General features: G+C 34.4%; 19 protein-coding genes and 3 tRNA genes. 10 read left to right on the top strand and 12 right to left on the bottom strand.

The window, feature by feature from the left end; all coding sequences use genetic code 11:
* Positions 1-2: 2 nt before the first annotated feature.
* Complete coding sequence (locus B0A80_RS08135; protein WP_017497655.1) at positions 3-968, bottom strand: MlaD family protein; 966 nt, start codon at positions 966-968, stop codon at positions 3-5.
* 50 nt (positions 969-1018) lie between these two features.
* Complete coding sequence (locus tag B0A80_RS08130) at positions 1019-2146, bottom strand: N-acetylmuramoyl-L-alanine amidase family protein (protein ID WP_089076969.1); 1128 nt, start codon at positions 2144-2146, stop codon at positions 1019-1021.
* A gap of 82 nt (positions 2147-2228) precedes the next feature.
* Here B0A80_RS08130 and B0A80_RS08125 point away from each other — a divergent pair, with 82 nt between their 5' ends.
* Complete coding sequence (locus B0A80_RS08125) at positions 2229-4952, top strand: putative LPS assembly protein LptD (RefSeq protein ID WP_026110113.1); 2724 nt, start codon at positions 2229-2231, stop codon at positions 4950-4952.
* Positions 4953-4976: 24 nt separating this feature from the next.
* Positions 4977-5357 (top strand): RidA family protein, encoded by a 381-nt coding sequence (locus B0A80_RS08120; protein WP_070908887.1) that lies wholly within the window; start codon positions 4977-4979, stop codon positions 5355-5357.
* A 135-nt stretch (positions 5358-5492) separates the two neighbouring features.
* Here the strand turns inward: B0A80_RS08120 and B0A80_RS08115 are convergent, their stop codons facing one another.
* The 5 genes from B0A80_RS08115 to B0A80_RS08095 all read right to left on the bottom strand — a co-directional run bounded on the left by B0A80_RS08115 (position 5493) and on the right by B0A80_RS08095 (position 13742).
* Complete coding sequence (locus tag B0A80_RS08115; RefSeq protein WP_017497658.1) at positions 5493-5867, bottom strand: methylglyoxal synthase; 375 nt, start codon at positions 5865-5867, stop codon at positions 5493-5495.
* 13 nt (positions 5868-5880) lie between these two features.
* Positions 5881-6732, bottom strand: coding sequence for an N-acetylglucosamine kinase (locus tag B0A80_RS08110; protein ID WP_070908889.1), 852 nt, complete (start codon positions 6730-6732; stop codon positions 5881-5883).
* A 129-nt stretch (positions 6733-6861) separates the two neighbouring features.
* Positions 6862-7866: a type I glyceraldehyde-3-phosphate dehydrogenase gene (gene gap / locus B0A80_RS08105; RefSeq protein WP_017497660.1), complete on the bottom strand. Its 1005-nt coding sequence runs from the start codon at positions 7864-7866 to the stop codon at positions 6862-6864.
* Between the two features lie 83 nt (positions 7867-7949).
* Positions 7950-8936 (bottom strand): 6-phosphofructokinase, encoded by a 987-nt coding sequence (gene pfkA, locus B0A80_RS08100; protein WP_017497661.1) that lies wholly within the window; start codon positions 8934-8936, stop codon positions 7950-7952.
* A 309-nt stretch (positions 8937-9245) separates the two neighbouring features.
* Positions 9246-13742, bottom strand: coding sequence for a translocation/assembly module TamB domain-containing protein (locus B0A80_RS08095; RefSeq protein ID WP_233430727.1), 4497 nt, complete (start codon positions 13740-13742; stop codon positions 9246-9248).
* A 206-nt stretch (positions 13743-13948) separates the two neighbouring features.
* Between B0A80_RS08095 and tsaD the strand changes: the two genes are divergently transcribed.
* From tsaD to B0A80_RS08055, 8 genes are all read left to right on the top strand, one after another.
* Positions 13949-14971, top strand: coding sequence for a tRNA (adenosine(37)-N6)-threonylcarbamoyltransferase complex transferase subunit TsaD (gene tsaD, locus B0A80_RS08090; protein WP_089076967.1), 1023 nt, complete (start codon positions 13949-13951; stop codon positions 14969-14971).
* Between the two features lie 2 nt (positions 14972-14973).
* Positions 14974-15681, top strand: a complete 708-nt coding sequence (locus B0A80_RS08085; RefSeq protein ID WP_017497664.1) for a 16S rRNA (uracil(1498)-N(3))-methyltransferase — start codon at positions 14974-14976, stop codon at positions 15679-15681.
* A 156-nt stretch (positions 15682-15837) separates the two neighbouring features.
* A complete protein-coding gene (locus B0A80_RS08080; protein WP_089076966.1) occupies positions 15838-16476 on the top strand; it encodes a DUF4159 domain-containing protein in 639 nt (212 codons plus the stop codon).
* 10 nt (positions 16477-16486) lie between these two features.
* A complete protein-coding gene (locus B0A80_RS08075) occupies positions 16487-16984 on the top strand; it encodes a TrmH family RNA methyltransferase (protein ID WP_017497666.1) in 498 nt (165 codons plus the stop codon).
* A gap of 457 nt (positions 16985-17441) precedes the next feature.
* Positions 17442-18392, top strand: a complete 951-nt coding sequence (locus B0A80_RS08070) for a zinc metalloprotease (RefSeq protein WP_089076965.1) — start codon at positions 17442-17444, stop codon at positions 18390-18392.
* Positions 18393-18507: 115 nt separating this feature from the next.
* The gene (locus tag B0A80_RS08065) at positions 18508-19599 is read left to right on the top strand and encodes an AI-2E family transporter (protein WP_089076964.1); all 1092 of its coding nucleotides are present in this window, start codon (positions 18508-18510) and stop codon (positions 19597-19599) included.
* 2 nt (positions 19600-19601) lie between these two features.
* Positions 19602-20783, top strand: coding sequence for a THUMP-like domain-containing protein (locus B0A80_RS08060; protein ID WP_089076963.1), 1182 nt, complete (start codon positions 19602-19604; stop codon positions 20781-20783).
* Positions 20784-20785: 2 nt separating this feature from the next.
* Positions 20786-21352, top strand: a complete 567-nt coding sequence (locus B0A80_RS08055) for a hypothetical protein (protein WP_070908898.1) — start codon at positions 20786-20788, stop codon at positions 21350-21352.
* On the opposite strand, the gene B0A80_RS08050 is transcribed toward B0A80_RS08055, so the two are convergent.
* From B0A80_RS08050 to B0A80_RS08020, 5 genes are all read right to left on the bottom strand, one after another.
* Positions 21353-22018, bottom strand: coding sequence for a M15 family metallopeptidase (locus tag B0A80_RS08050; protein ID WP_089076962.1), 666 nt, complete (start codon positions 22016-22018; stop codon positions 21353-21355). It abuts the gene before it with no gap.
* Positions 22019-22124: 106 nt separating this feature from the next.
* Complete coding sequence (locus B0A80_RS08045; protein ID WP_089076961.1) at positions 22125-22721, bottom strand: hypothetical protein; 597 nt, start codon at positions 22719-22721, stop codon at positions 22125-22127.
* A gap of 572 nt (positions 22722-23293) precedes the next feature.
* A tRNA-Arg gene (locus B0A80_RS08030) sits at positions 23294-23367 on the bottom strand.
* A 165-nt stretch (positions 23368-23532) separates the two neighbouring features.
* A tRNA-Leu gene (locus B0A80_RS08025) sits at positions 23533-23618 on the bottom strand.
* A 6-nt stretch (positions 23619-23624) separates the two neighbouring features.
* Positions 23625-23697: transfer RNA gene (locus B0A80_RS08020), tRNA-Phe, on the bottom strand.
* Positions 23698-23785 lie beyond the last annotated feature (88 nt).

Genomic DNA, 23785 nt, shown 5'->3' with positions numbered 1-23785 from the left:
GATTATTTTTTAGTGGTTGTGTTAGCGTCTTCTGTTGGTGCTACGTAAGGTTTGTTTTTCTTTCCGAAAAGCGAAACATTTACATAACGTGTTGGGTAAAGACGAACATCCTGTAACAATAATTCAAGCTCTTTTGAAGTTTTTGCCAGATTATTATACAACGCATCATCATTCAATAATTTACCCGCAGTACCTTTTCCTGAGTTCAAATTACTCATAATACCATCCACTTTAGCCAAAGTCTGATTTAAGTTTCGAACTGTTTTTCCTAAATCTGCCTTGTTTAAAGAATCAGAGATTTTATTGAAGTTACTGGACATTTTATTAAAGTTGCTTACCACTCCGTTAATCTGTCCTTTGTTGGTATCTAAAATAGTATTGATGCTTCCTGAAGCTTTATGAAACTGCTCCATAGTCTGACTCAATTCAGCTAAAGTTTTCTTCAGGTCTTCTTGTCCTTTTTTATCTAAAACGTTGTTTAATCCTGAAACCAGATTATCAATGTTAACCAACATTTTTTCTAATTTCACCTGAATTGGCTCAATTTTTCCGCCTAAAGATTCTTTTAGTCCCGGTTCAACAACCGAAGCTAAAGTCTGACCATCAACTGCCAGTTCTTTGTCTGCAAAATTAGGAACAATCTTGATCTGTTTTCCTCCAATTAAACTTGGAGAATATAAAGATGCCTGACTTGTTTTAGAAATTGGAAAATCTGTTTTTAATTGAAGTTCAACTAATAATTTCCCTGTTACTTCATTGATTGTAATTTTAGTTACTTTACCAATTGTAAGTCCGTTTATGGTAACGGGAGCTGATGCTGACAAATCTTCCACATTATCATATTCTGCATATAATGTTTGGTAATCTGTAAAAAGGTCTTTGCCTTTTAAAAAACTATAGCCCCAAATAAATAATAAAATTGACGCGATGACTAAAATAGCCGTTTTAATTTCTCTTGTTAGTTTCAAAATTCTTAGTGTTTGTACAAAATTAATATAAATATTCGAACTAGAAGCTATTATTTAATGGCGTCTTGAATACTGATCTTTTCTCCATCTTTGGTTGCAACCAAAAAGGCAGCGCCATATCCTTTATCTTTAGCTTCTTCCAAATATTTTTTGGCAGCATCGTAACTTGAAGTTTCCTGATAGAAATATTTATAAATATTATTTTCGTACAGCATAGTTACGTTTTTAAGTCCTTTAAAATTTTTAGGTTCCAATGGTGTCTTTTTAATACTGGCAATAAGCTGTACTCTAAAGAATGTACCTTTTGGAGCGTTTTTAACTGCCGCAGGAGTTTCGACTTCTTTGGTTCTAACCGGAGTTGAAGTATCTTTTGCCGGTTTTGAATCTACTATTTCAGGAATACCTGAACCAAAATATTCGCTTTTATAACTTAAAATTGCTTCGGCAATCGCTTTTGCAATATCATTTTGTCCTTCTTCTGAATTTAGAATATTTCCTTCTGTCGGATTAGAAACAAACCCGGTTTCTACTAAAACCCTTGGCATATAAGCTTTATGAAGTACCATGAAAGGCGCTTGCTTTACCCCTCCATGTCTCAATTTTTTTCCAAGTTTATCAAAATTGTCTTCAATTTTACTGGCCAAAGAAATACTGTTATCTAAATATTCTTCCTGCATTAAAGTCATTCCGATCATTGATTCAGGTGAATTTGGATCGAAACCTTCGTATTTACGTTTATAATCTTTTTCTAAAGTAATTACAGAGTTCTCTTTTTTCGCCGCTTCAAGATTCGACGCTACTTTACTCAAACCCATTACATAGGTTTCTGTTCCGTCAGCAGCTGTGTTTTTATTTGCATTACAGTGAATTGATACGAAAATATTCGAATTTGCTCTGTTTGCGATGTTGGCTCTTTCGACCAAATCGATAAAAACATCCGTTTTACGAGTATATATTACATTAACATTCGGACTTCCCTCTAAGATTTTACCCACTTTTAAAACAATAGCTAAAGCAATATTTTTTTCAATCCGTCCGCTGTAAACAGCTCCAAAGTCGTGATCACCATGTCCAGCATCAAGTGTTACTTTAAAAACATTTGCCTGGCTATAAGCACAAAAAGACAATATCGTTAGAAAAAAAGTAAATATTACTTTAATTTTGTTAAATCCATTCATAAATCTAAAAGTTAATTTTAATAAAACGCTACAGCTATAATTTTTACAATTGATTATTTTTGACAAAAAATTATATGTAAGTTTGACATGTCAAAAAACAAGCCATAATTTTACAAAAATAGCATTTAAACCTTTGCATACAAACTTATTTAATATCGTTTTATTATCATTTTTCCTAACTTTAGGATGTGGTAATTTATATTCGCAAGAGATAAAAAACAAAAAAAAGCCTTTACCTACTGTAAAACAAACAGATAAACCCAAAAGCACTACAACAGAGAAACCTGAGGTTACTGTTTCAGACACTATAAAGCTGGATACGGTTAAGGCAAAAAAGAATTTTCTGGACGCTGTTACCAAATATAAAGCTAAAGATTACGCTAAATACGATAAAAAAGCAAAAACTCTTACCTTATATAATGAAGCCGAACTTTATTACAAAGATGTCGAATTAAAATCGGGTATCATTGTTTTAAACATGGAGAAGGAAGAGGTTTATGCCGGACGTATTCGGGATTCGGCAGGTGTTTTGATACAATATCCAAACTTCAAACAAGGAGCCAGCGAAGTTCAGCCCGACTCTATCCGATTTAATTTTAAAACAAAAAAGGCTCTGATCTATAATTCGAGAACAGAACAAGGTGAGTTTAAGATTAAAGCAGCCATTACCAAAAAAGAAAACGACTCGGTTTACTTTTTACGCGGTGCCCGTTTTACAACCGCAAAAGACATTGACAATCCGGAATACTATTTTCAGACCAATAAAGTAAAATTTATACCTGGTAAAAAAGTAATTACCGGTTTAACCAATATGGTCATTGCAGATGTTCCTACCCCTCTGGCATTGCCTTTCGCCTATTTCCCGATGAGTCAGGAAAAAAGTGTTTCGGGTATTATTTTACCTAGTTACAACGACTCAAACACAAGAGGTTTCTCTTTACAAAACGGAGGATATTATTTTGCATTGAGTGATAATTATGATCTGACGGTTCTGGGTGACTATTATACCAATGGTAGTTATGCCATGCGTTTCGAATCGACATATGCAGCGAAGTACAAATACAGAGGAAATCTTAACATTCGTTATGAAAATCTAATCAACAGTGAGCGTGGTTATCCTGATTATTCTAAAGAAAAAATCTACAACATTCAGTGGTCGCATTCAAAAGATACAAAATCAAACCCTAACTCTACTTTTTCTGCCTCTGTAAACATGGGTAGTAGTAAGTACTTCAAGCGATCTATTAATCAGGCGAACGCAGGATCTAATTTAAATAACACTTTAAACTCTTCCATCTCCTACAGCAAAACATTCAATACAATTCCTCAGGCACGTATTTCGTTAACTGCCACGCACTCGCAAAATACTCAAACGGAAAAAATCGACATGACCTTACCAACCTTACAGGCAAGTGTGGATCGTGTATATCCTTTTGTTGGAAAAGACGGCGTTAAAAAAGGATTCATAAAAAACATCAATTTACAATATAATTTAAGCGGGAAAAACAGTATTTCAACAACAGATTCCCTGTTTTTCAAACCACAGATGTTTAGAGATGCTAAGATTGGAATGCAACACAGTATTCCTATCAGTACTAACTTTAAATTGTTTAAATACTTTAGTGCCGGAGCCTCTACCAATTATCAGGAAACCTGGGTAACTAAAACCGAAAAGAGAGAATACGATGCTACTAAAGGGCAGGCCGTAACCACAACTGTTAATGGTTTTGATGCTTACAGAACTTATAATTTCAGTACCAATTTAGGAACTACCATTTACGGTACTTTTAATTTTGGTGACAACAAAAAAATTCAATCCATACGTCACGTCATGAGACCCACTATGACGTATTCTTACACGCCAAGTTTTGATCAGTATTACGACAATTATACAGTAGACGCAACCGGAAAAATCAATACATACTCCAGATTTGACAATGGTATTTTTGGCGCTCCCGGAAACAGCAATTCTAATATTGTGTCGTTTGCTTTAAGTAATACTTTTGAAGCCAAGGTAAGAGATCGTGACAGCACAAAAACAGAGCCGAAAAAAATCATGTTACTAAACAACTTAAACTTCAGCACCAGTTATAATTTCAATGCTGACGGAAAGCAAACTTTAGCCTGGCAGCCGGTGATTGTAAGTGGTGGAACGCAGCTTTTGGACAACAAAATGAACCTGAATTTCGGAGCTGTTTTAAACCCGTATGCGATTGACAATGCAGGGCACGTAATGAATGTCTTTAATATTGATAATGGAGGAAGTTTATTCCGATTAACGAGTGCCAACCTTACCGTAAACTATTCCTTCTCGAACAAGGGAGGCAATGCACAGGAAAAGAACACACAAAGCCAGCGAAATGGTGGTCGTAATGACGACTTGTTCGGAACAAATACGGATCTAAACGATAGCAGAAATAGTCAGTTTGCCAACGAAAAAGATGACGATAAAGATGTGATAACTGAATTTTTCCGCTCTAAACTTCCGTGGGATATGACTTTGGCATATTCCCTAACCTACTCGAATGCCGCTAGGGAAAATAAAATTAGTGGAAACTCGATCATGATATCTGCTAATATGGATATTACTCCTAAATGGAAAGGCGGAGTTTCTACAGGTTACGATTTTGTACAAAAAGGGGTTACTTTTACACAATTTCGTTTTGAAAGAGACTTATTAAGCTGGAGAATGGCCTTTAACTGGACTCCAATTGGTCCGAACTCCAACTGGAACTTCTTTATTGGAATTAAATCCGGAATGTTGAGTGATATTAAATGGAACAAGCGTAGTACTTCAAATCGATAAACCATCGAATAAAAATAATTTATTATGAAAAAAATCATCTTTACCGAAAAGGCACCGGCTCCAATTGGTCCTTACAATCAGGCAGTATTATCAGGAAACACACTTTATGCATCAGGTCAGATTGCGATCAATCCGACTTCCGGCGAACTTGTAACAGACAATATCAATGATGAAACTAAACAAGTAATGGAAAATATTGCAGCCATTTTAGAAGCTGCCGATATGTCTTTTGAAAATGTAGTAAAAGCTACCATTTTTATCATGGACATGAATAATTTCGCCGCTATAAACGCCGTTTACGGTTCTTACTTCGACGAAAAAACGGCTCCTGCTCGTGAAACTGTTCAGGTTGCTTGTTTACCTAAAAATGTAAATGTTGAAATTTCGATAATTGCAGTACAATAAAAATTGTTTCAAGTTTCAGGTTTCAAGTTTCAAGTTTCAAGTTTGACACTTTGAGCATAACCTGAAACTTGAAACCTGAAACAAAAAAACCGTTACAACTTGTAACGGTTTTTTTTATATCTAAAATTAGAAATTCTATAATTGCAGCGCAATGGCATTAAGCAGTAACTGCGCCGAAGCTTCATTAGTTGCCAGAGGTACATTATGAACATCACAAACACGAATCAGCATATTGATATCTACTTCGTGAGCATGGCTTGCCAGCGGATCTTTAAAAAAGAAAACCATTTTCGTCTTTCCTTCTGCCACTCTCGCAGCAATTTGCGCATCACCTCCCATTGGTCCTGAGAGCATTCTTTTCACCTTAAAACCGGCGTTTTCAGCCTTACTCCCCGTAGTTCCCGTTGCGATTAATTTAATGTTTTCCTGAAGCAGTAAGGCCTTGTTTTTATTCAAAAACTGAACCATGTCTGCTTTTTTCCCATCATGAGCTATGATAGCAATTTCCATATTCTATTTTTATTTATTGATTTGCAACGTGGTAAGCAATTAACCCATCAATTGGTCTTCTTAAAACATTACCCAATTGAAGTCCATATTTATCAAAAGTTTCTTGCAATTCGTCTTTTAAATAAAAAGCAATTGACCCCACAAAATGAACAGGAACTTCTTTACAATTGTCAAATTGCTTGATGTAGTTTTTCACGAAAGATTTCATTCCTTTGAAGATAATTTTTCTGCAAAACTCAGTGTCTTTATGCTTGATCAGGAACTTTGCAAAGGTCGCTAAATAGGCGTTTGGATTTGGTTCTTTGTACAATTTATTTTTGATAAAATCAGGATCTAAATTATATTCTTTCTCAAATTCAACGGCCAGTTCTTTTGGCATTTTATTGAAGTAGTACTTTCTGATTAATTCTTTTCCAAAAACATTTCCACTGCAGTCGTCCATTGCGATAAACCCAAGTGACTGAACTTTTTGATGCAATACTTTACCATCAAAAAAGCTGCAATTAGAACCGGTACCTAAAATACTCACGATCGCAGCTTCTCCTTTTGGAGTAGTTGCATATACCGCTGCATAAGTATCTTCCTGAACTTCTACAATTGCATTCTCAAAATATTCCTGAAATATTCGGGAAAGTTCTATTTTCATTCTCTCTGTTCCGCAACCTGCTCCGTAAAAAAACAAATGCGTCGCGTTCTTTTTATTTTGCAGAATATCAAAACGATCGTTTAATCTTTCTACTATCTCCGGACCGTCAAGAATTTCAGGATTTAATCCTAAAGTTTGTGTGGTGAATAATACTTTTCCATTATCATCAATTGCAATCCAATCGGCTTTAGTAGATCCACTATCAACTATTAATTTCATTTTATTTAGTTTTTGGATTAGTCTTTCTTTAGCTAAATAAAAAATGTGTTTTTACCTTAATTAAAGAAGCAACAAAATAAGAAAATCCCATTACTATTCAATAACGGGATTTTGCAAAAATATATATTATTATTTTAAACCTGCGATATGCACAGACAAATCAATCAATTTACTTGAATATCCGTACTCATTATCGTACCAGGATACTAATTTAAAGAAAGTTGAATTTAAACCGATTCCAGCTCCTGCATCTACTACTGAAGTTCTTTTATCAGAAATAAAATCCTGAGAAACAACTGCATCTTCTGTATATCCTAAGATACCTTTCATTGTAGTTTCGGAAGCATTTTTCAAAACAGCCATAATTTCTTCATAAGAAGTTTCTTTAGCCACTTTTACAGTTAAATCTACTACAGAAACGTCAGCAGTAGGAACACGGAAAGACATTCCTGTTAATTTTCCATTCAAAGCCGGAATTACTTTTCCAACTGCTTTTGCAGCTCCGGTTGAAGAAGGAATGATGTTAATGCTTGCAGCACGTCCGCCTCTCCAGTCTTTTCTTGAAGGACCATCAGCTGTCATTTGAGTTGAAGTGGTTGCGTGAACTGTTGTCATTAAACCTTCAACAATTTCGAAGTTATCGTGAATTACTTTAGCTAAAGGAGCTAAACAGTTTGTTGTACAAGAAGCATTAGAAACCACTAAATCTGTAGCTTTTGCTGTTTCATGGTTTACTCCCATTACAAACATTGGTGCATCAGCAGACGGAGCAGAAATAATTACTTTTTTAGCACCACCTTTGATGTGCTCGTTTGCAGTTTCGATTGTTGTGAAGATACCAGTACATTCAGCAACTACATCTACATCTACTTCGTTCCATTTTAAATCAGCAGGATTTCTTTCAGCAGTGATACGGATGTTTCTTCCGTTTACAAAAAGTTTTCCGTCTATTACTTCTACAGTTCCGTTGAAACGTCCGTGAACTGAATCATATTTTAATAAGTAAGCCAAGTGATCTACATCTAACAAATCATTGATTGCTACTACTTCTACATTATCTCTATTGAAAGTTTCTCTAAAAACGATTCTTCCGATACGTCCAAATCCGTTTATTCCTAATTTTACTTTTGACATTTTACTTAATTTTTTGTTTTTTATTACACTAATTCAAAGTCTAATTTCCTCACAATAAACTTCTTTCCTTTTTTAAACTTTTTTTATGTCGACATGATATCGGACACTCTTAACAATTCTCTGTCAATCTCAGATTTACCTTTAATTGCTTGTTCAAGAGGTGTCAAAACAACTTTATCAGCCTGCAAACCGACCATATAATTTGATTTACCTTCTATTAAAGATTCTACCGCTTTTACTCCCAAACGGCTTGCTAAAACACGGTCAAAGCAAGATGGAGAACCACCACGCTGCATATGTCCTAATACAGATACTCTAACGTCGTATTCCGGCAGATTGGCTTCAACGTAATCTTTTAATTCGAAAACATTTTTACCTATTTTATCTCCTTCGGCAATAACTACTATACTTGATGATTTTCCTGAAGCTTTACTTTTTTGAAGAGAATCTAATAATCGGTCTAAACCTAAATCTTCTTCAGGAATAAGAATTTCTTCTGCACCGGCTCCAATTCCGGCATTAAGAGCAATATGACCTGCATCTCTACCCATTACCTCTACAAAAAACAGACGGTTATGCGAACTTGCAGTATCTCTAATTTTATCGATACAATCTACAACAGTATTTAAGGCTGTGTCATAACCTAAAGTATGGCTGGTTCCAAAAATATCATTGTCAATTGTTCCTGGAATTCCCATTACCGGAAAACCGTATTCTGAATTAAAAATTAATCCTCCGGTAAAACTTCCGTCTCCTCCAATAACAACCAAAGCATCTACTCCGGCTTTTAAAAGATTTTCGTGCGCTTTTTTTCTACCTTCCGGGCTTCTAAACTCAACTGAACGAGCTGATTTCAAAATCGTTCCGCCTTTGTTCACAATATTATTTACGCTACGGGGTCCCATTTCTTTGAAGTCACCTTCAATCATTCCTTGATATCCCCTATAAATCCCTATGCATTCTATATTATGATAAGCACATGTTCGAACAACTGATCGTATTGCGGCATTCATTCCTGGTGAGTCACCTCCTGATGTTAGAACACCAACTTTTTTTATCGTTTTTGGCATTATTTAAGTATTAAAGTGTAAAATTAGCAAACATTCACCACTTATCGGGTTATCTTTATAATAAATTAGCAAAATATGTTAAATTCAAACGTTTTCGTTAATAAGTTTTTCTAAAGTAAAAATTTCATTCTCCATAATAAATGTCGCCTATTTAAATTGAATATTTAAAATTAACAATACATTACTGAAGTGTTATAAAATTTGACGGCAATCCTTATTAGCAAAAAATAAGCAAGTCTCTAAAATTAAAACAAAAAAACCATTCGCAGTAACGAATGGTTTTTTATCTGTATCTTTTTAACAAATCTTCTAAAAGTCATTGTCAGGAATTAATCCTTCATTATTTATGGGTGGAGGAACTTTTGGTTCTTCTTTTTTCTCTTTCTTCTCCTCCTTCTTTTTGTTCTTATCTGTGTTCTTTTTATTCGAGAAATTAACAAAATCAGGATTTAGGTTGTTGTCCTGCAAATCGTTTGTGGAATTTTTGATCGCTCTTTCCAGCTTATGATTTTTGAAAAGTTTATTGACCAGCTCGCTAAAAGTATCAAAATCTACTTCATACGAAATACCAACACCTTGTGTATAACCAATCCCTTGTCCTATATAATTAATATCATTTTCTTTATTAAACAAACGAAGATTCATTGATCCGTCCTCATTAACTCTATACAGGATTTCGATATCTCCAACAATAGCAGATTCATTTACTCCACCTACAGGAACTCCAAGTTTTCCGTTGATTGTAATTCTTTCATTGATCTGAGAAGAAATATTCGCTACAAACTGACCGTCGGCCTCCTGCCCAAGTCTTTTATCAGCTGAGATATAGTTCAGATCGATATTGACTTTATCATTATCTGATTTTATTATACCCCCTAACAAACTGGAAGCGGTTTCAGTTAAGGTTCCTGAAAAATCACCCTGACTAAATCCGTCTGTACTCATAAACGAGCCTGTAGAAAGTAAATATAAAGCCTGAGTCTGACGAATGTCTTTATCGTCTAACTTATATTGTATCTCTGATTTAAGCACGGTACTGACAGAAGGGAACTGTATGTCAAAATTAGGTTCCGGACTGGCCAAATCTCCACGTAATCCAATTACCACTTCGACCGGTACTTTTTTATTGAATGAAGAAGTATTGTCTAACAGTACAGCCGGATTTGCAGTTGTTTTATAGACAGCTTCCAGATTCAATTGTGCTTTCATTGGGTTTCCTTCCCAAATAATAGATCCTCCTTTTTTAACGGAGAATTTTTTATCAATTAAACCACCGTATTTAAAATTATAAGTTCCTTCGTATGCCTGGAAATCCCCCCACATATTAAATTTACCCAGTGTATTAATTTTAAATAATAACGATCCGTATCCTTTTCCTTTCATACCATGTCCGGAACTTCGATCTAAAATTACCTCTACCTCGGCATCGGGAGTAATATCAAAATCAAACTCCAGTTCCAATCCGTTGTAATTCTTAGTCTTTTCAAGTATACCATTTGCCAGATTGTACTTTTCCTGCGGTGTTACAAAATGAATCCAGTTGCTTTCTCCAACACTCTGGGCATTGTTTATAGGAATCTTAACCTGAGTTCCTTTTTCTGATTTCGCTTCTACTTTTATAAACAATCCTTCTGTAGGACCTTTAATACTGGCAGTACCATTTATAAAAGCCGTACCAAAATAAGCGGCATCTTCACTGTCTTTAGTATCCAGAGCAAGCAATCGCTTAGACGTAATATTTAAATCCAGCTTCCAGTCGCCAAAATTATGGTGTTCAATACTACCGTTCAACAACCCTTTTGTCCCATATTTGGTATCAGTCAGCTGATTGTTTCTAAACAGAAATTTTTCATCTGTTAAATCAATCACGGTACGATCGCTTAATTCGTAATCTGTATTCAGGTATGGAATGGTCATCCCGGCTTTCTCCACATACAAACGTCCGTTAATTTCAGGTTTTTTCAGATTCCCCACCACGGCGGCATTCCCTGAAACCGATCCTCTAACATTAGAAAGCACATCACCTCCAACTGTTCCTAAGGTCGCCAGATTAAATCCTTCAAGTTTCAAACTCAAATCTAAAAAGGTCTCCTTATTTTCAACCGCAAAAGTTCCTTCTGCTTTAAACGACTCTGTGAATCCGTTTTGAATAGAAGAATTGATAGTGAATTTTTTAAAACTTTCATCTCCCGCAATATCAAAATTAAGCGTACCTAAATCCGTTTTATTCAGATTCAGATGATCAATCACAATAGAGGCCGTGGGCTGATAAACGTCTTTATTCTGTTTGTAATTTACATTTCCATTTAAATTACCATTAAATACGAACTTAGAATTAAAAGGTGTGATTTTATTAATATCCACATCTTCAAAATTCAACACCAAATCTTTATAATCTTTCCCTTTTATGACACCATTCAAATCTATTTTCTGATTCTCATGAGACAATACAATATTATCAATAGTGAAATTTTTAAAATACTGATCAAAAACAATCTGGTTGTCTTTTTCAGCATCTTCATTTAAATACCATAAATAGTCTTTAAATTTCATCTCAGACTTCTTAATCCCTATGATATTGTTTTTATTTTTATCGATAGTATGATAGAGATCCAGATTATAATAATCTTCCCCTTTATCCCCTCCTTTAAATTCGGATCTTACAAACAGAGTATCTTTAGCCGTAACGTTAATCAAATTAAAATCACGTACTTTATAATAAGGTGTTTTAATACTGTCCAGCTCTACATAAGCATTATAAAGCGTATTTTTATTGTCGATCGTAATTCGAATATTGTCAAAGGTATTTTTGGCAGCGACAATTTTTTCAGAATTAAACTTAAATTTAAACTCCTGAAGATCCGAATCAATTTTTCCTCTCACTGTGGTACTTGAATCAATTTTAATGTCCGGATATAACATTTCCACGATCTTATCGTACACATGAAAGTTGAAACGCAAAAATTGCCCTTTCTTAAGTTTGTAAGGTTTATAATTGGTGTACAAACTTCCCACTGAATTCATGACCAGCTTGTCCAGTTGTGCAAACTGAAACTTACCTACTATTTCCCCCTTTACTACGTCATTAGAACCAATAGTAATTGTTCGCAGTTTATCGGCATCAAAATGTGAGTTGATTGTAAGATCATCAAAAACATAGGTGTCCTGAGGGTTTTGATACACAGCCTCTTTGATCGAAATCGTTCCCTGTAAATTCTCTATGGAATTTCCGGTCACTGCTACAACGGCATCTCCTCTAAAATGTGAAATAGAATCGCTTATAAATTTAAGTTTACGTAAATCGGCATTGTCTACGTTAATATGAAAATCATAGCGATTTTCACGCTTACTTAAATCGACCATTCCATCAAACAGTAAACTTAAATTTGGATCATTTACAGAAACCTGTCCTTTATAATAAGGCAATTTAAAATTCCCGTTTACAACAATATTATTGTAGGTGTATTTATTATAATCTAATTTTGCGATATCTCCTTTAACAATGGTATTGAGGTATTTTTCGGTAAACCCTACCCCGTCTACATCTACATTCAAAGTCGTTCTTCCAATATCTTTACGATTCAATACCGCACCAATATTAAAATTCTCCAGAATTACATTTCCGGAATACGAAGCTTTGTCAATAAAATCGATATGATTCATGTGCAAATCGACCTGACCGTTACCTAAATCGGTAATCATTTTAAAATCGGTTTCTAAGGCTGTGGTCGAAACTTTCGCTTTTCCAACGATATTGAATTTACCAATTCGTCGTAATTCCTTTGGAAGTGTCTTACCTAAAATACCCGGCAATAAAACGACCAGATTATCGTAACTCGAAACCAGTTTTTCGAACTTACCATCCATAGAAAACTTCTGTGTTTTGCTTCCTAAAAGATTCTTGAAGTTAATTGTTCCAAAGATTCTTGAACCATTAGTATCACTCAATCTAAGACGTCTTAAATTAAGATCATTCAAGGTTCCTTTTATTTTTGTTTTAATTTTAAAATGCTGGTTTTTTCCCAAGCCATCATAAAAATAGCGAATATCATTTGACGCAATGGAAGCAGAATCTAAAGCTACATCAAACTTTACTTTATCGGTAAAATGTAGAAAATCCTCTATTTTATAGTTCAAAATCGCTTTTCCGTAAATAGAAGATCTTTTAGTCTTTATCGCCAGATTTTCAACCTTGATCTGCTTTTTAGTGTAACTGAACTTCCCTGCAAAGTTTGACACATACAAGCCACGATGATCTAAGAATGAAAATCGGTGAATATTTGTATTTATATCCGGTCCGTATAACTTAAACTCGCTGATGTACGCATTCAACTTTTTAAAATCAAGAAATCTTGGCGTGTTTTTATTCTCATCCACAACAGAAAAAGCCCCCTGAGATATGTAAGCATTCTTGGCTGTCAGCAAAAAGTGCTTGTTGGTTTTTGGTGTTTTTTTTCCTGTTTCAAACAGCTTAATAAACTTGTTGATATTATTCTCGTCTTCGTTTTTATACGTTTTGAGATTAAAAATCATACCGGTCAGCCTAATATCTCCAAAAAGCAAATCACCATCTAATAATCTTTTAATGCTAAGAATATCAGTGGTAATTATATCAGAATAGATTAAAGTCTTCTTATGATGGTCGCGGATCAGAACCTTCTTGAGTTTTACACCTCCAAAAATATTTATGGCAACTTTTTCAACACTAATATCAGTCTTAAAATCAGTATTTAAAGATTCTGTAACGTATCTCGCTATTTTGGTCTGAACCACAGGTAAAGCCAAGATGATAGCAAGTGCTAACAAAAGTAAAATTAAACCAATTAGGGTTCGAGATATTATTTTCTTTACTTTTCTGATAGCTGCTATATTTTAGTTTTCTTTTAAATTTACTTTGAACAGACAAAGAACGGCTGTTTTTGATAAAAATTCTTTAATTTTGGCTTCTCCTTATAATAAAAGAAAATCAAATATTTGATTCGTCAAATATAATTCAAAAATCGTGCTTTTATATGCAAAATTCAGAGGTTTTTATTCTAGCCATCGAAAGTTCATGCGATGATACTGCTGCCGCGGTCCTACATAACGACAAAGTACTCTCAAATGTTGTGGCCAATCAGTTAATTCACAATCAATATGGAGGTGTTGTTCCTGAATTAGCTTCAAGAGCACACCAGCAAAATATTGTTCCGGTAATTGATGCCGCGCTTCGTAAGGCAAATGTACAAAAAGATCAACTAACTGCTATCGCTTTTACGCAAGGTCCGGGCTTAATGGGATCTTTATTAGTAGGCAGTTCTTTTAGTAAATCATTGTCGTTAGCGCTCAAAATTCCGCTAATTGCTGTAAATCATATGCATGCCCATATTTTAGCACATTTTATCGATGAAGAAGGGTTTGATAAACCGGAATTTCCTTTTCTGGCGCTCACCATTAGCGGGGGGCATACTCAAATTGTTAAAGTAAACGGTTTTTTTGATATGGAAATTATTGGTGAAACTACTGATGATGCCGTTGGCGAAGCCTTTGACAAGAGTGCCAAAATCCTTGGACTTCCTTATCCGGGCGGGCCGCTGATCGACAAATATGCAAAATTAGGAAATCCAAAAGCCTTTACTTTTACCAAACCAAAAGTACCGGGACTTGACTTTAGTTTCTCCGGACTAAAAACGGCCATCTTGTATTTTATTCAAAAAAATAAACTTGAAAATCCTAATTTTATTGAAGAGAACCTTAATGATATTTGTGCTTCTATTCAACATACCATTATCGAAATTTTGATGGACAAATTGAAATTAGCGGTAAAAGAAACCGGAATCAAACAAATTGCCATTGGCGGAGGAGTTTCAGCTAATTCAGGCATCAGAACCCGATTGAAAGAAAGCGAAGCCCAATACGGATGGAAAACCTTCATTCCAAAATTTGAATATACTACCGACAATGCCGCCATGATAGGAATTGTGGGGTATCAAAAATATTTATCAAAACGTTTCGAAACTTCAGCAGTAGTTTCGAAAGCGCGAATCCAATTTTAATTATGCAATTATTTTACAATCCTGATATCGACGAATCTACAGAACGCTTTTCTTTTGACAAAGAAGAAAGCCGTCATATTATAAAAGTTTTACGCAAAAAAGATTCCGATATTCTACACGTAACCAATGGTTCGGGCTTGTTGTTTGAAACCCAAATTACTTTAGCATCAGACAATAAATGTATAGTAGAAGTCATTTCGATCAAAAAATCGTCTGCTCCAAAATTCAGACTGCATTTAGCGGTTGCACCAACCAAAATGAATGATCGTTTTGAATGGTTTTTGGAAAAAGCTACGGAAATAGGAATTCAGGAAATCACCCCTATTTTTTGTGATCGTTCAGAAAGAAAAGTAATTAATCCGGAGCGTTTTGAAAAGATTATTTTATCGGCAATGAAACAATCCAACGAAACCTATCTGCCTAAATTAAATGAAGCTATTTCGTTTAAAGAATTCATCAAACAAAAAAACGATGGTCTGCAATTGATAGCGCATTGTGAAGAAACCGATAAAAAATCTTTAAAGGAAGTTTTGAAGCCCAATGAAAGTGTTACCCTGCTTATTGGCCCGGAAGGAGACTTTTCTGAAAAAGAAATTGCACTGGCGTTAGAACACAAATTCCAACCCGTTACTTTAGGAAATACCCGATTGCGAACAGAGACTGCTGCAATTGTAGCTTGTCATAGTGTAGTGTTTTTTAATGAAAATTAAACCCGGTATTGTTAAACTGTTTAATTGTTTATTTGTTTTGCTGTTTAACCGAAAATTTGAAATTGTTTAAATTTACCGCTTATAGTTATCCCCATAATTCATAACTCATAACTCATAACTCATACCCCATAACTCACATCCCACGACTTAAATGATATGAAAAAAGTATTTCTCTTGTTGTTAATGGTTTCAATCTCTTCCTTTTCGCAGGAGATTGCGTTGTTAAAATATAGCGGTGGCGGTGATTGGTATGCCAATCCAACATCATTACCTAATTTAATTAAGTTTTGCAATGCTAACATCAATACGAGAATAAAAGCAAAACCATCAACAGTTGAACCGAGTAATCCGGATCTGCTCTCTTATCCGTTTGTTCATATGACCGGACATGGAAATGTTGTTTTTAGCGATGCTGATGTAAGTAATCTTAGAAATTATTTAAATGGTGGTGGTTTTCTGCATATTGACGACAACTACGGAATGGATCAATACATCCGAAAAGAGATTAAAAAAATATTTCCAAACAATAACTTAATCGAAATTCCTGCAAATCACCCCATATTCCAAAAACCTTACCCATTTCCAAATGGTCTGCCAAAAATCCACGAACATGACGGAACACGTGCTCAGGCCTTTGGTATCTTTGTCGAAAACAAATTGGTATTACTTTATACTTATGAATGTGACTTAGGAGATGGCTGGGAAGATCCCGAAGTACACAATGACCCTGCTCCGGTTAGAGACAAAGCCTTAAAAATGGGAGCCAACATCATCAATTATATTTTTACCTATTAAATTTTAGAAAGTGCAGCTTACTCACGAAGAAAATCAATTTGAACGAAAAACATTTCCGATAACATTAGTTTGTGATCACATTTATTTTCAGCAGAATATTGGTTCTCTTTTTAGAATCAGTGAGGCATTTGGAGTGGAAAATATCATTTTTTTAGGAAAAGATATTCCGTTAACTCCCCGAAAAATCAACAAAACTTCACGAAGTACACATCTTCATGTAGCCCACACCATCATTGAAGAAACAGCCGATCTGGCGGACTATCTGCTTCAAAATAATTTTGAAATTATTGCTTTAGAGATCGCAAGCAACAGCAAACCGCTAAGAGAAGTTCTAATTCCTGAAAATCAAAAAATTGCACTTTTAATTGGAAGTGAGATTAACGGAATCTCTGAAGAGCTTTTAAAAATTTCAAACCAAATTGTACACATCAATATGTTTGGAAAGAACAGCAGTATGAATGTTGTACAAGCGGCAAGTATTGCCCTTTATGAAATTACTTCTTTTTAATTTTTTTCACATTTTAAATCTCAAGTATACAACTTATTTTGATACTACCTTTTGTTGTTTCTTCCGGATTTACTCCAAATGAAGAAATACCAGGAATTATTGTTTGACATGTAAGACAGTCGGATGGAATTTCATGGCTAATTTGATTCAAAATTACCATTAATTTAACAGTTATTCTTACGTATAAATACTTACGAAAATTTCACTTTGTAATATTTGTCAAAAAAATCTTCTATAAACGATAAAAATCGACACAATAACATTCTCAAAAACAGCATTGTACGAAATTACTTCTTAATTATTTTTGCTATTTTTTTGTAAGAACTAGATTGTACAAGGGTTTGTAAAATTCTCACAAATAATATTATGTAAATATTTTGTTACAATAATTTTTTTGTTATAAAATTGCATTATAATTAACCAAAACAAATTTTTTATAACAAAAACCCAAGTTATTATGAAAAAAATCATTGTTACTGCATTTACAGCATTAGTGCTGTTTTCTTGCCAAAACGACCAATCAGAATCTGCGGATTCAAAAGTTGAAGCTATTGCACATCGCGGATGCGCAAGTCAGGAAGTTTTAGAAGCTCAACTGAAAGCTGATCCAACTTTAGCAATCAGAATGAACGAAATCAACGCTTTCACTGAAAATGCAATCCTTACCAAACGTCTTGTAAACGGTAAAATTGAAATTCCGGTCGTAGTTAATGTTCTTTACAGAACTGCAGCAGAAAACATTTCTAATGCGCAAATTCAAACACAAATTGATGTCTTAAATAAAGATTTCAATGCATTAAATTCAGATTACAATAGTGTACCAGCTCTTTTTTCTGGTGTAAAAGCAAATGTTGGAATTACATTCGTTTTAGATCAGGTAATTAGAAAATCTACTACCAAAACTTCATGGGGAACAAGCGATGCTATGAAGAAAACTGCTCAAGGTGGTCTTGCACCAACTTCTCCAACAACAAAATTAAACATGTGGTCTTGCACTATCGGAGGAGGTATTTTAGGTTATGCACAATTTCCTGGAGGAGCTTCTGCTACAGACGGAGTTGTTGTTGACCCGAAATATTTTGGTCTTTCCGGAGCAGCAAATGCACCGTTTAACTTAGGAAGAACCGCTACTCACGAAGTAGGACACTGGATGAACTTACGTCACATCTGGGGAGATGCTACTTGTGGAAGTGATTTAGTTTCAGATACTCCTACACACAACACTGCAAACTATGGTGTACCAGCATATCCTCACTATAGCACTTGTTCAGGAACTCCTGTTGAAATGACAATGAACTATATGGATTACGTTGATGACAACGCTATGTATATGTTCTCTCAAGGACAAAAAAGCAGAATGGCTGCTATATTTGTTACCGGAGGTCCAAGAGCTTCTTTTGGAATCTAATACCAAACAAGTATAAAAAACAAACTGAAAAGCGGGATGGCAACATCCCGCTTTTTTTCGTTTACTTCAAAATTTCAAAAGCTTTTTTCCTATATTTATCATCTAAAACCGAATCATGATAACATCGAAAACAATATCTAACGGAATTTTACGAGCTTTAACAACAATCCTGATTGTCGCGGCTGTCCTGTATTTTCTATACCAAATCCAGACTGTAATTGTCTATCTGTGCATTTCGCTGTTATTGTGTTTAATTGCCAATCCGTTAATTCAATTTTTAAAGAATAAATTAAAGTTCAGTAATTCACTGGCTGCAACCACAGCGCTAATCTTATTCATACTTGCAATTGTTGGTTTTATTCTACTGTTTGTGCCGTTAATCATTTCGCAAGCCAATAATCTATCCTTACTTGATACTCAAAATCTGCAACAGCAATTTCTCGAAACAGAACGCAGTATTGAAAATTATTTTAATATACAACATCTGGATCTCGATAAGGTTTTAAAAGAATCCAAAATCACATCCATAATCGATTTCAGCTACTTTACTGGTTTCCTGAATTCAATTATCGGGTTCATGGCCAATATGGGAATGGGATTGGTATCTGTATTTTTTATAACCTTTTTCTTTATCAAAGATCAGGATGCCTTTAAAGTTAGTGCCCGAAAAATCCTTCCTGACACCAATGAAGACAAAATCTTAAATTCGATAACCAAAATAAACCATTTCCTAACCCGTTATTTTATTGGGCTATTACTGCAGTTAACGGTTGTATTTATCCTGTATTTAATTGTTTTAATGATTTTTGGAAATAAAAATGCCTTTGTTATTGCCTTTTTATGTGCCATCTTGAATGTTATCCCATATATAGGACCAATTATAGGAACCATACTGGCAGGACTTTTAACAATGATTAGTATGATCGGAAGTGATTTTCAATCGGAAATACTTCCTAAAACAATCTATGTACTTATAGGGTTTCTGTTGGTTCAGGCTATTGATAACAACATCAGTCAACCCATAATCTCATCAAAAAGCGTAAATTCGCACCCGTTAGAAATATTCCTGATTACTTTAATCAGCGGAATTACTTTTGGAATTGTTGGGATGATTATTGCCATTCCGGCCTTTACCATGGTGAAAGTAATTTTAAAAGAATTTTTTCCTGACAACAAAATTGTCTCTGTATTAACCGAAAGAATTTAACATTGAATACTGCTATTTTAGCCCCAAACATTCAGGAATTCATAACTCAAAATAGTGGTGTCCCGATTACAAAATTAGCGCTTCAGAAAAATCCATTTCCTGAAATAGAATGGATTGTAATTTTAAATCAGATTGAAGCAAAATCGAAAGCAAAAGACAAGTTGCCTACCTGGTTTGCTGCCGAAAATATTATTTATCCCTCCAAAATATCGGTTGAACAAACTTCATCCGAAAGAACTGCCGCTTACAAAGCATCTTTAATTTCCGGAGAAAGTTTAATTGATCTTACAGGAGGTTTTGGTGTGGATGATTACTATTTCTCTCAAAAATTCAAAAACATAGCGCATTGCGAAATAAATAACGATTTATCGGCAATTGTAAAACATAATTTCAAACAGCTTAAAGTCGAAAACTGTACTTTTTATGCAGATGATTCTACTTCAGTTTTAAATCAATTCAATAAAAAGTGGGATTGGATTTATATTGATCCGTCCCGTAGAAACGACGCTAAAGGTAAAGTTTTTATGCTGAAAGACTGCTTACCCAATGTTCCTGATTTGCTCAATTTTTACTTTGAGAAAACAGAATCCATTTTAATAAAAACGGCTCCGCTATTAGATCTTTCTGCAGGATTATCGGAACTTCAATTTGTTAAAAACATCCATATTATTGCCCTTGAAAACGAAGTAAAAGAATTGCTTTTTGAGATTCATAAAAATTATTCCGGCGAAATCACTATAAAAACGGCCAATATTCTGAAAGATAAAATCGAGACTTTTGATTTTATTTTAGGAAATGAAATTGGTTTTCCCTCTTACGAGCTTCCTCAAAAATACGTTTACGAGCCCAATTCGGCTATTATGAAATCAGGAGGATTCGATGAAGTAAGTACTATTTTTAAGATCAACAAACTTCATAAACATTCTCATCTCTATACCTCAGAAACTTTAATCGAGTTTCCCGGACGACGTTTTGAAATCGAAAAAACAATCTCATACAGCAAGAATGAGATGAAAATTGAACTTGCCAATCAGCAGGCCAATATCACAACACGAAACTTTCCGGACACGGTAGAAAACATTCGAAAAAAATGGAAAATAAAAAACGGCGGAAATTTGTATTGTTTTTTTACAACTGATAAAAATGATAACAAAATAGTTTTAATTTGCAGAAAAATAACTTAAAAATGAAACAACTAATTACACTAACCTTTTTATTACTAACCTTAACCGCCTTTGCACAAAAACCATGTGAATATAGTGCGAATGTTACCGACTCCTTAGGGACTTATAAAGTAACAAACGACTACATGATCAGCGAAAAATACTTTGGAGGTACTTTTGATTATGTTTTCTTCGCGCTGGCACAAACTGACGGTCTGCCGACCTTAAATTTGCAGCTTATCCAAAAAAGTAAAGATTTTATAAAAGCCAACTGCTTTGATAAAAATTCAAAAGTTTTTTTACAATTAGAAAACGGGAAAATCGTAACATTAATTCATATTGATAAAGAAAGCTGTGGAACACTTATCCATGACGAAAAAGGGTTCGATAATCGCATCAATACGGGAATTTTTATGTTCATGAAAGAAGGTTTTGAAGAGCTCAAAAAATCCCCTGTTTCAATTATGCGTATAAAATATCTAACCAATATAGAAGATTACATTGTAAAAAGAGAATTAACCTCTGAACTGAACGGTAAAGTTTACCACCCGAATACTTATTTTATGGAAAACATAAGATGTGTTGAATAATTAATCGCATTTCCACTTTTGGTTCGAGACTTTATCCTTTAAACCTGTCTTTAAATTATAATGCCACCACTCCGAATCAAAAGAATTGAATCCGTTTTTCAACATCACTTTTTTCAAATATTTTCGATTTGCTTTAACTGAGACCGGAAATTTTCTATAATTATGACTTGCCTCGATGCCAAAAAAGTCAAAATTAGTTCCCATTTCCAGTTCCTCACCTTGAGCATTCACTAAAGTTATATCAACGGCTCCTCCTTTATTATGGATGGAGCCTTTTTTTGGATCTGCCACATACTCCGGATTCGATACAATCTCCCACATCTTTTTCTGAATCGATAAAGGCCTGTAACAGTCGAAAATCTTTATTTTACATCCATCCTTCATAAAATCTCTATTTGCCGCTATAAGAGCTTTTACCGTTTTATAGCGCAACAAACATTCAGCACAATCGTAGACTTTAGCTTTCAAAAAATTATCTTCGGTAGCATACTTCATATCATAAACGAAATCGCTACTATATTCCCTTAAATTTACAAAAGTGGTATCGGCAATTTCTTCATTATCCTCAGATGAATAAGATTCATTTTGAGCATTTGAAGAAAGTCCATAAAAGAAAAGACAAAACAGAAATACTAAAGTATGAGCGGAAGACGAACTTAATTTCATGATAAATATATGTTGAAAGAAGTAAATATAAACAAAACCATTTACTTAACACACTAATTGAATCTTGAAAAAATTTCACAACAAACTTCTATGCACACAACAAATTTTACTGATCTGATTTCTCAAGCAAGAAATACTCATAAACAACAAACCGATAGGTCCATCGCTGGTTGGCAAATTTTAAAAATGAGAAAAACGATGCAATCACCAAAATTACGACTACAGCTATGGGCATCTTTGGGAAAAAACACAAATATATTCCTAATACAGTAAGAGACCTAAACAGCTTAGAATTGGCTTCATACACCTCTATTTCGGCTACCAATCCGGAATGATTTAACCTAAGGAAGCCTTCTGCTATTTTCAAATAATCAGAATGAAAAGAAAATCTCTCTTTAATTACATTTTCTGCCAAATTTAAAAATTCATGATATTTTTTCTGTTTGATTTTTTCGTAGCTAATTTTATACAACGGATTCAATAACATTGCACACAAATGATGAATAAAATGCCCGGCAATATATGAAATCAAAATAAATGCAATCCATGAAAATATTGTAGGATCATCTCTTTTCACATCCAAATAGCAAGGAATTCCAATATTTAGATAAATAGGTAACGTTATAGACAGGACAAAACCCGGAACTATATAAGCCAAAAATTCCATTAAGCCGAAAAAAAAATCACCTGGTTTAACAATCATAATCTATCTTTTACTATTCAAATAGTGCCTTCACTTCATCCTGTAGAGACAATCTCATTTATCATAAGAAAGTTTTAAAAATATGAATTCTTCAATTCTTTCAACCAAGTATAAACACCTGTTTATTTCCATTTAAAGCTAAACTTACCTGACAAACAATATGTAAACGGAGTTAAACGAAAAATTATTCTATCTGAGCGGATTGTAGTAGCTATGAAATTTCGAGCGATTCAGCATCTCTATTAAAAGTCAAACTATTCCATCCAACTGGGCTAGATTATCAAAAATTATGTAAACAAAAAAAACACTCGGTAAGAGTGGCTTCTTGTGAACGCAGAAGAATTTGAACCTTCGACCGTCCCGATTGGAAATCGGGATGCTCTATCCTGCTGAGCTGCCTTAATAAAAATACTTAAAACAAAAAAGCCACTCCGTAAGAGTGGCTACTTGTGAACACAGAAGGATTCGAACCTTCGACCGTCCCGATTGGAAATCGGGATGCTCTATCCTGCTGAGCTGCGTTAATAAAAATATTTAAAACAAAAAAGCCACTCAGTTAGAGTGGCTTCTTGTGAACGCAGAAGGATTCGAACCTTCGACCGCCTGCTTAGAAGGCAGGTGCTCTATCCAGCTGAGCTATGCGTCCATTATTTTCTAATTAACCGGCTCTTTCAAAACTTTAGGCTAATCAATACTTTTTTTTTCGATTAAAATAATGCGCTCTTATTATAAAGTTTATTACAAATGACCAGCATTCTTTATTTTTATTCGAAAAAAAACTTCAACTAGTAAAACCAGTTGAAGTTTTTAGTACTCAGAGCGGGACTTGAACCCGCACGAACATTGCTGTTCACTGGATTTTAAGTCCAGCGTGTCTACCAATTTCACCATCCGAGCATTATGTGGTACCTCCAGGGATCGAACCAGGGACACATGGATTTTCAGTCCATTGCTCTACCATCTGAGCTAAGGTACCTTTTTTTGGTTAAATCTTCATTTAACCAAAATTAGAATAAAAAACCCCGTTTTATTACGAACAGGGTTTTCAAAGAAAGGCGACGACA

Origin of the sequence: Flavobacterium tructae (assembly GCF_002217475.1) — a bacterium.
GTDB classification, from domain to species: domain Bacteria; phylum Bacteroidota; class Bacteroidia; order Flavobacteriales; family Flavobacteriaceae; genus Flavobacterium; species Flavobacterium tructae.
The sequence above is the reverse complement of the archived record's forward strand: the minus strand, read 5'-3'. Positions and strand labels throughout refer to the sequence as shown.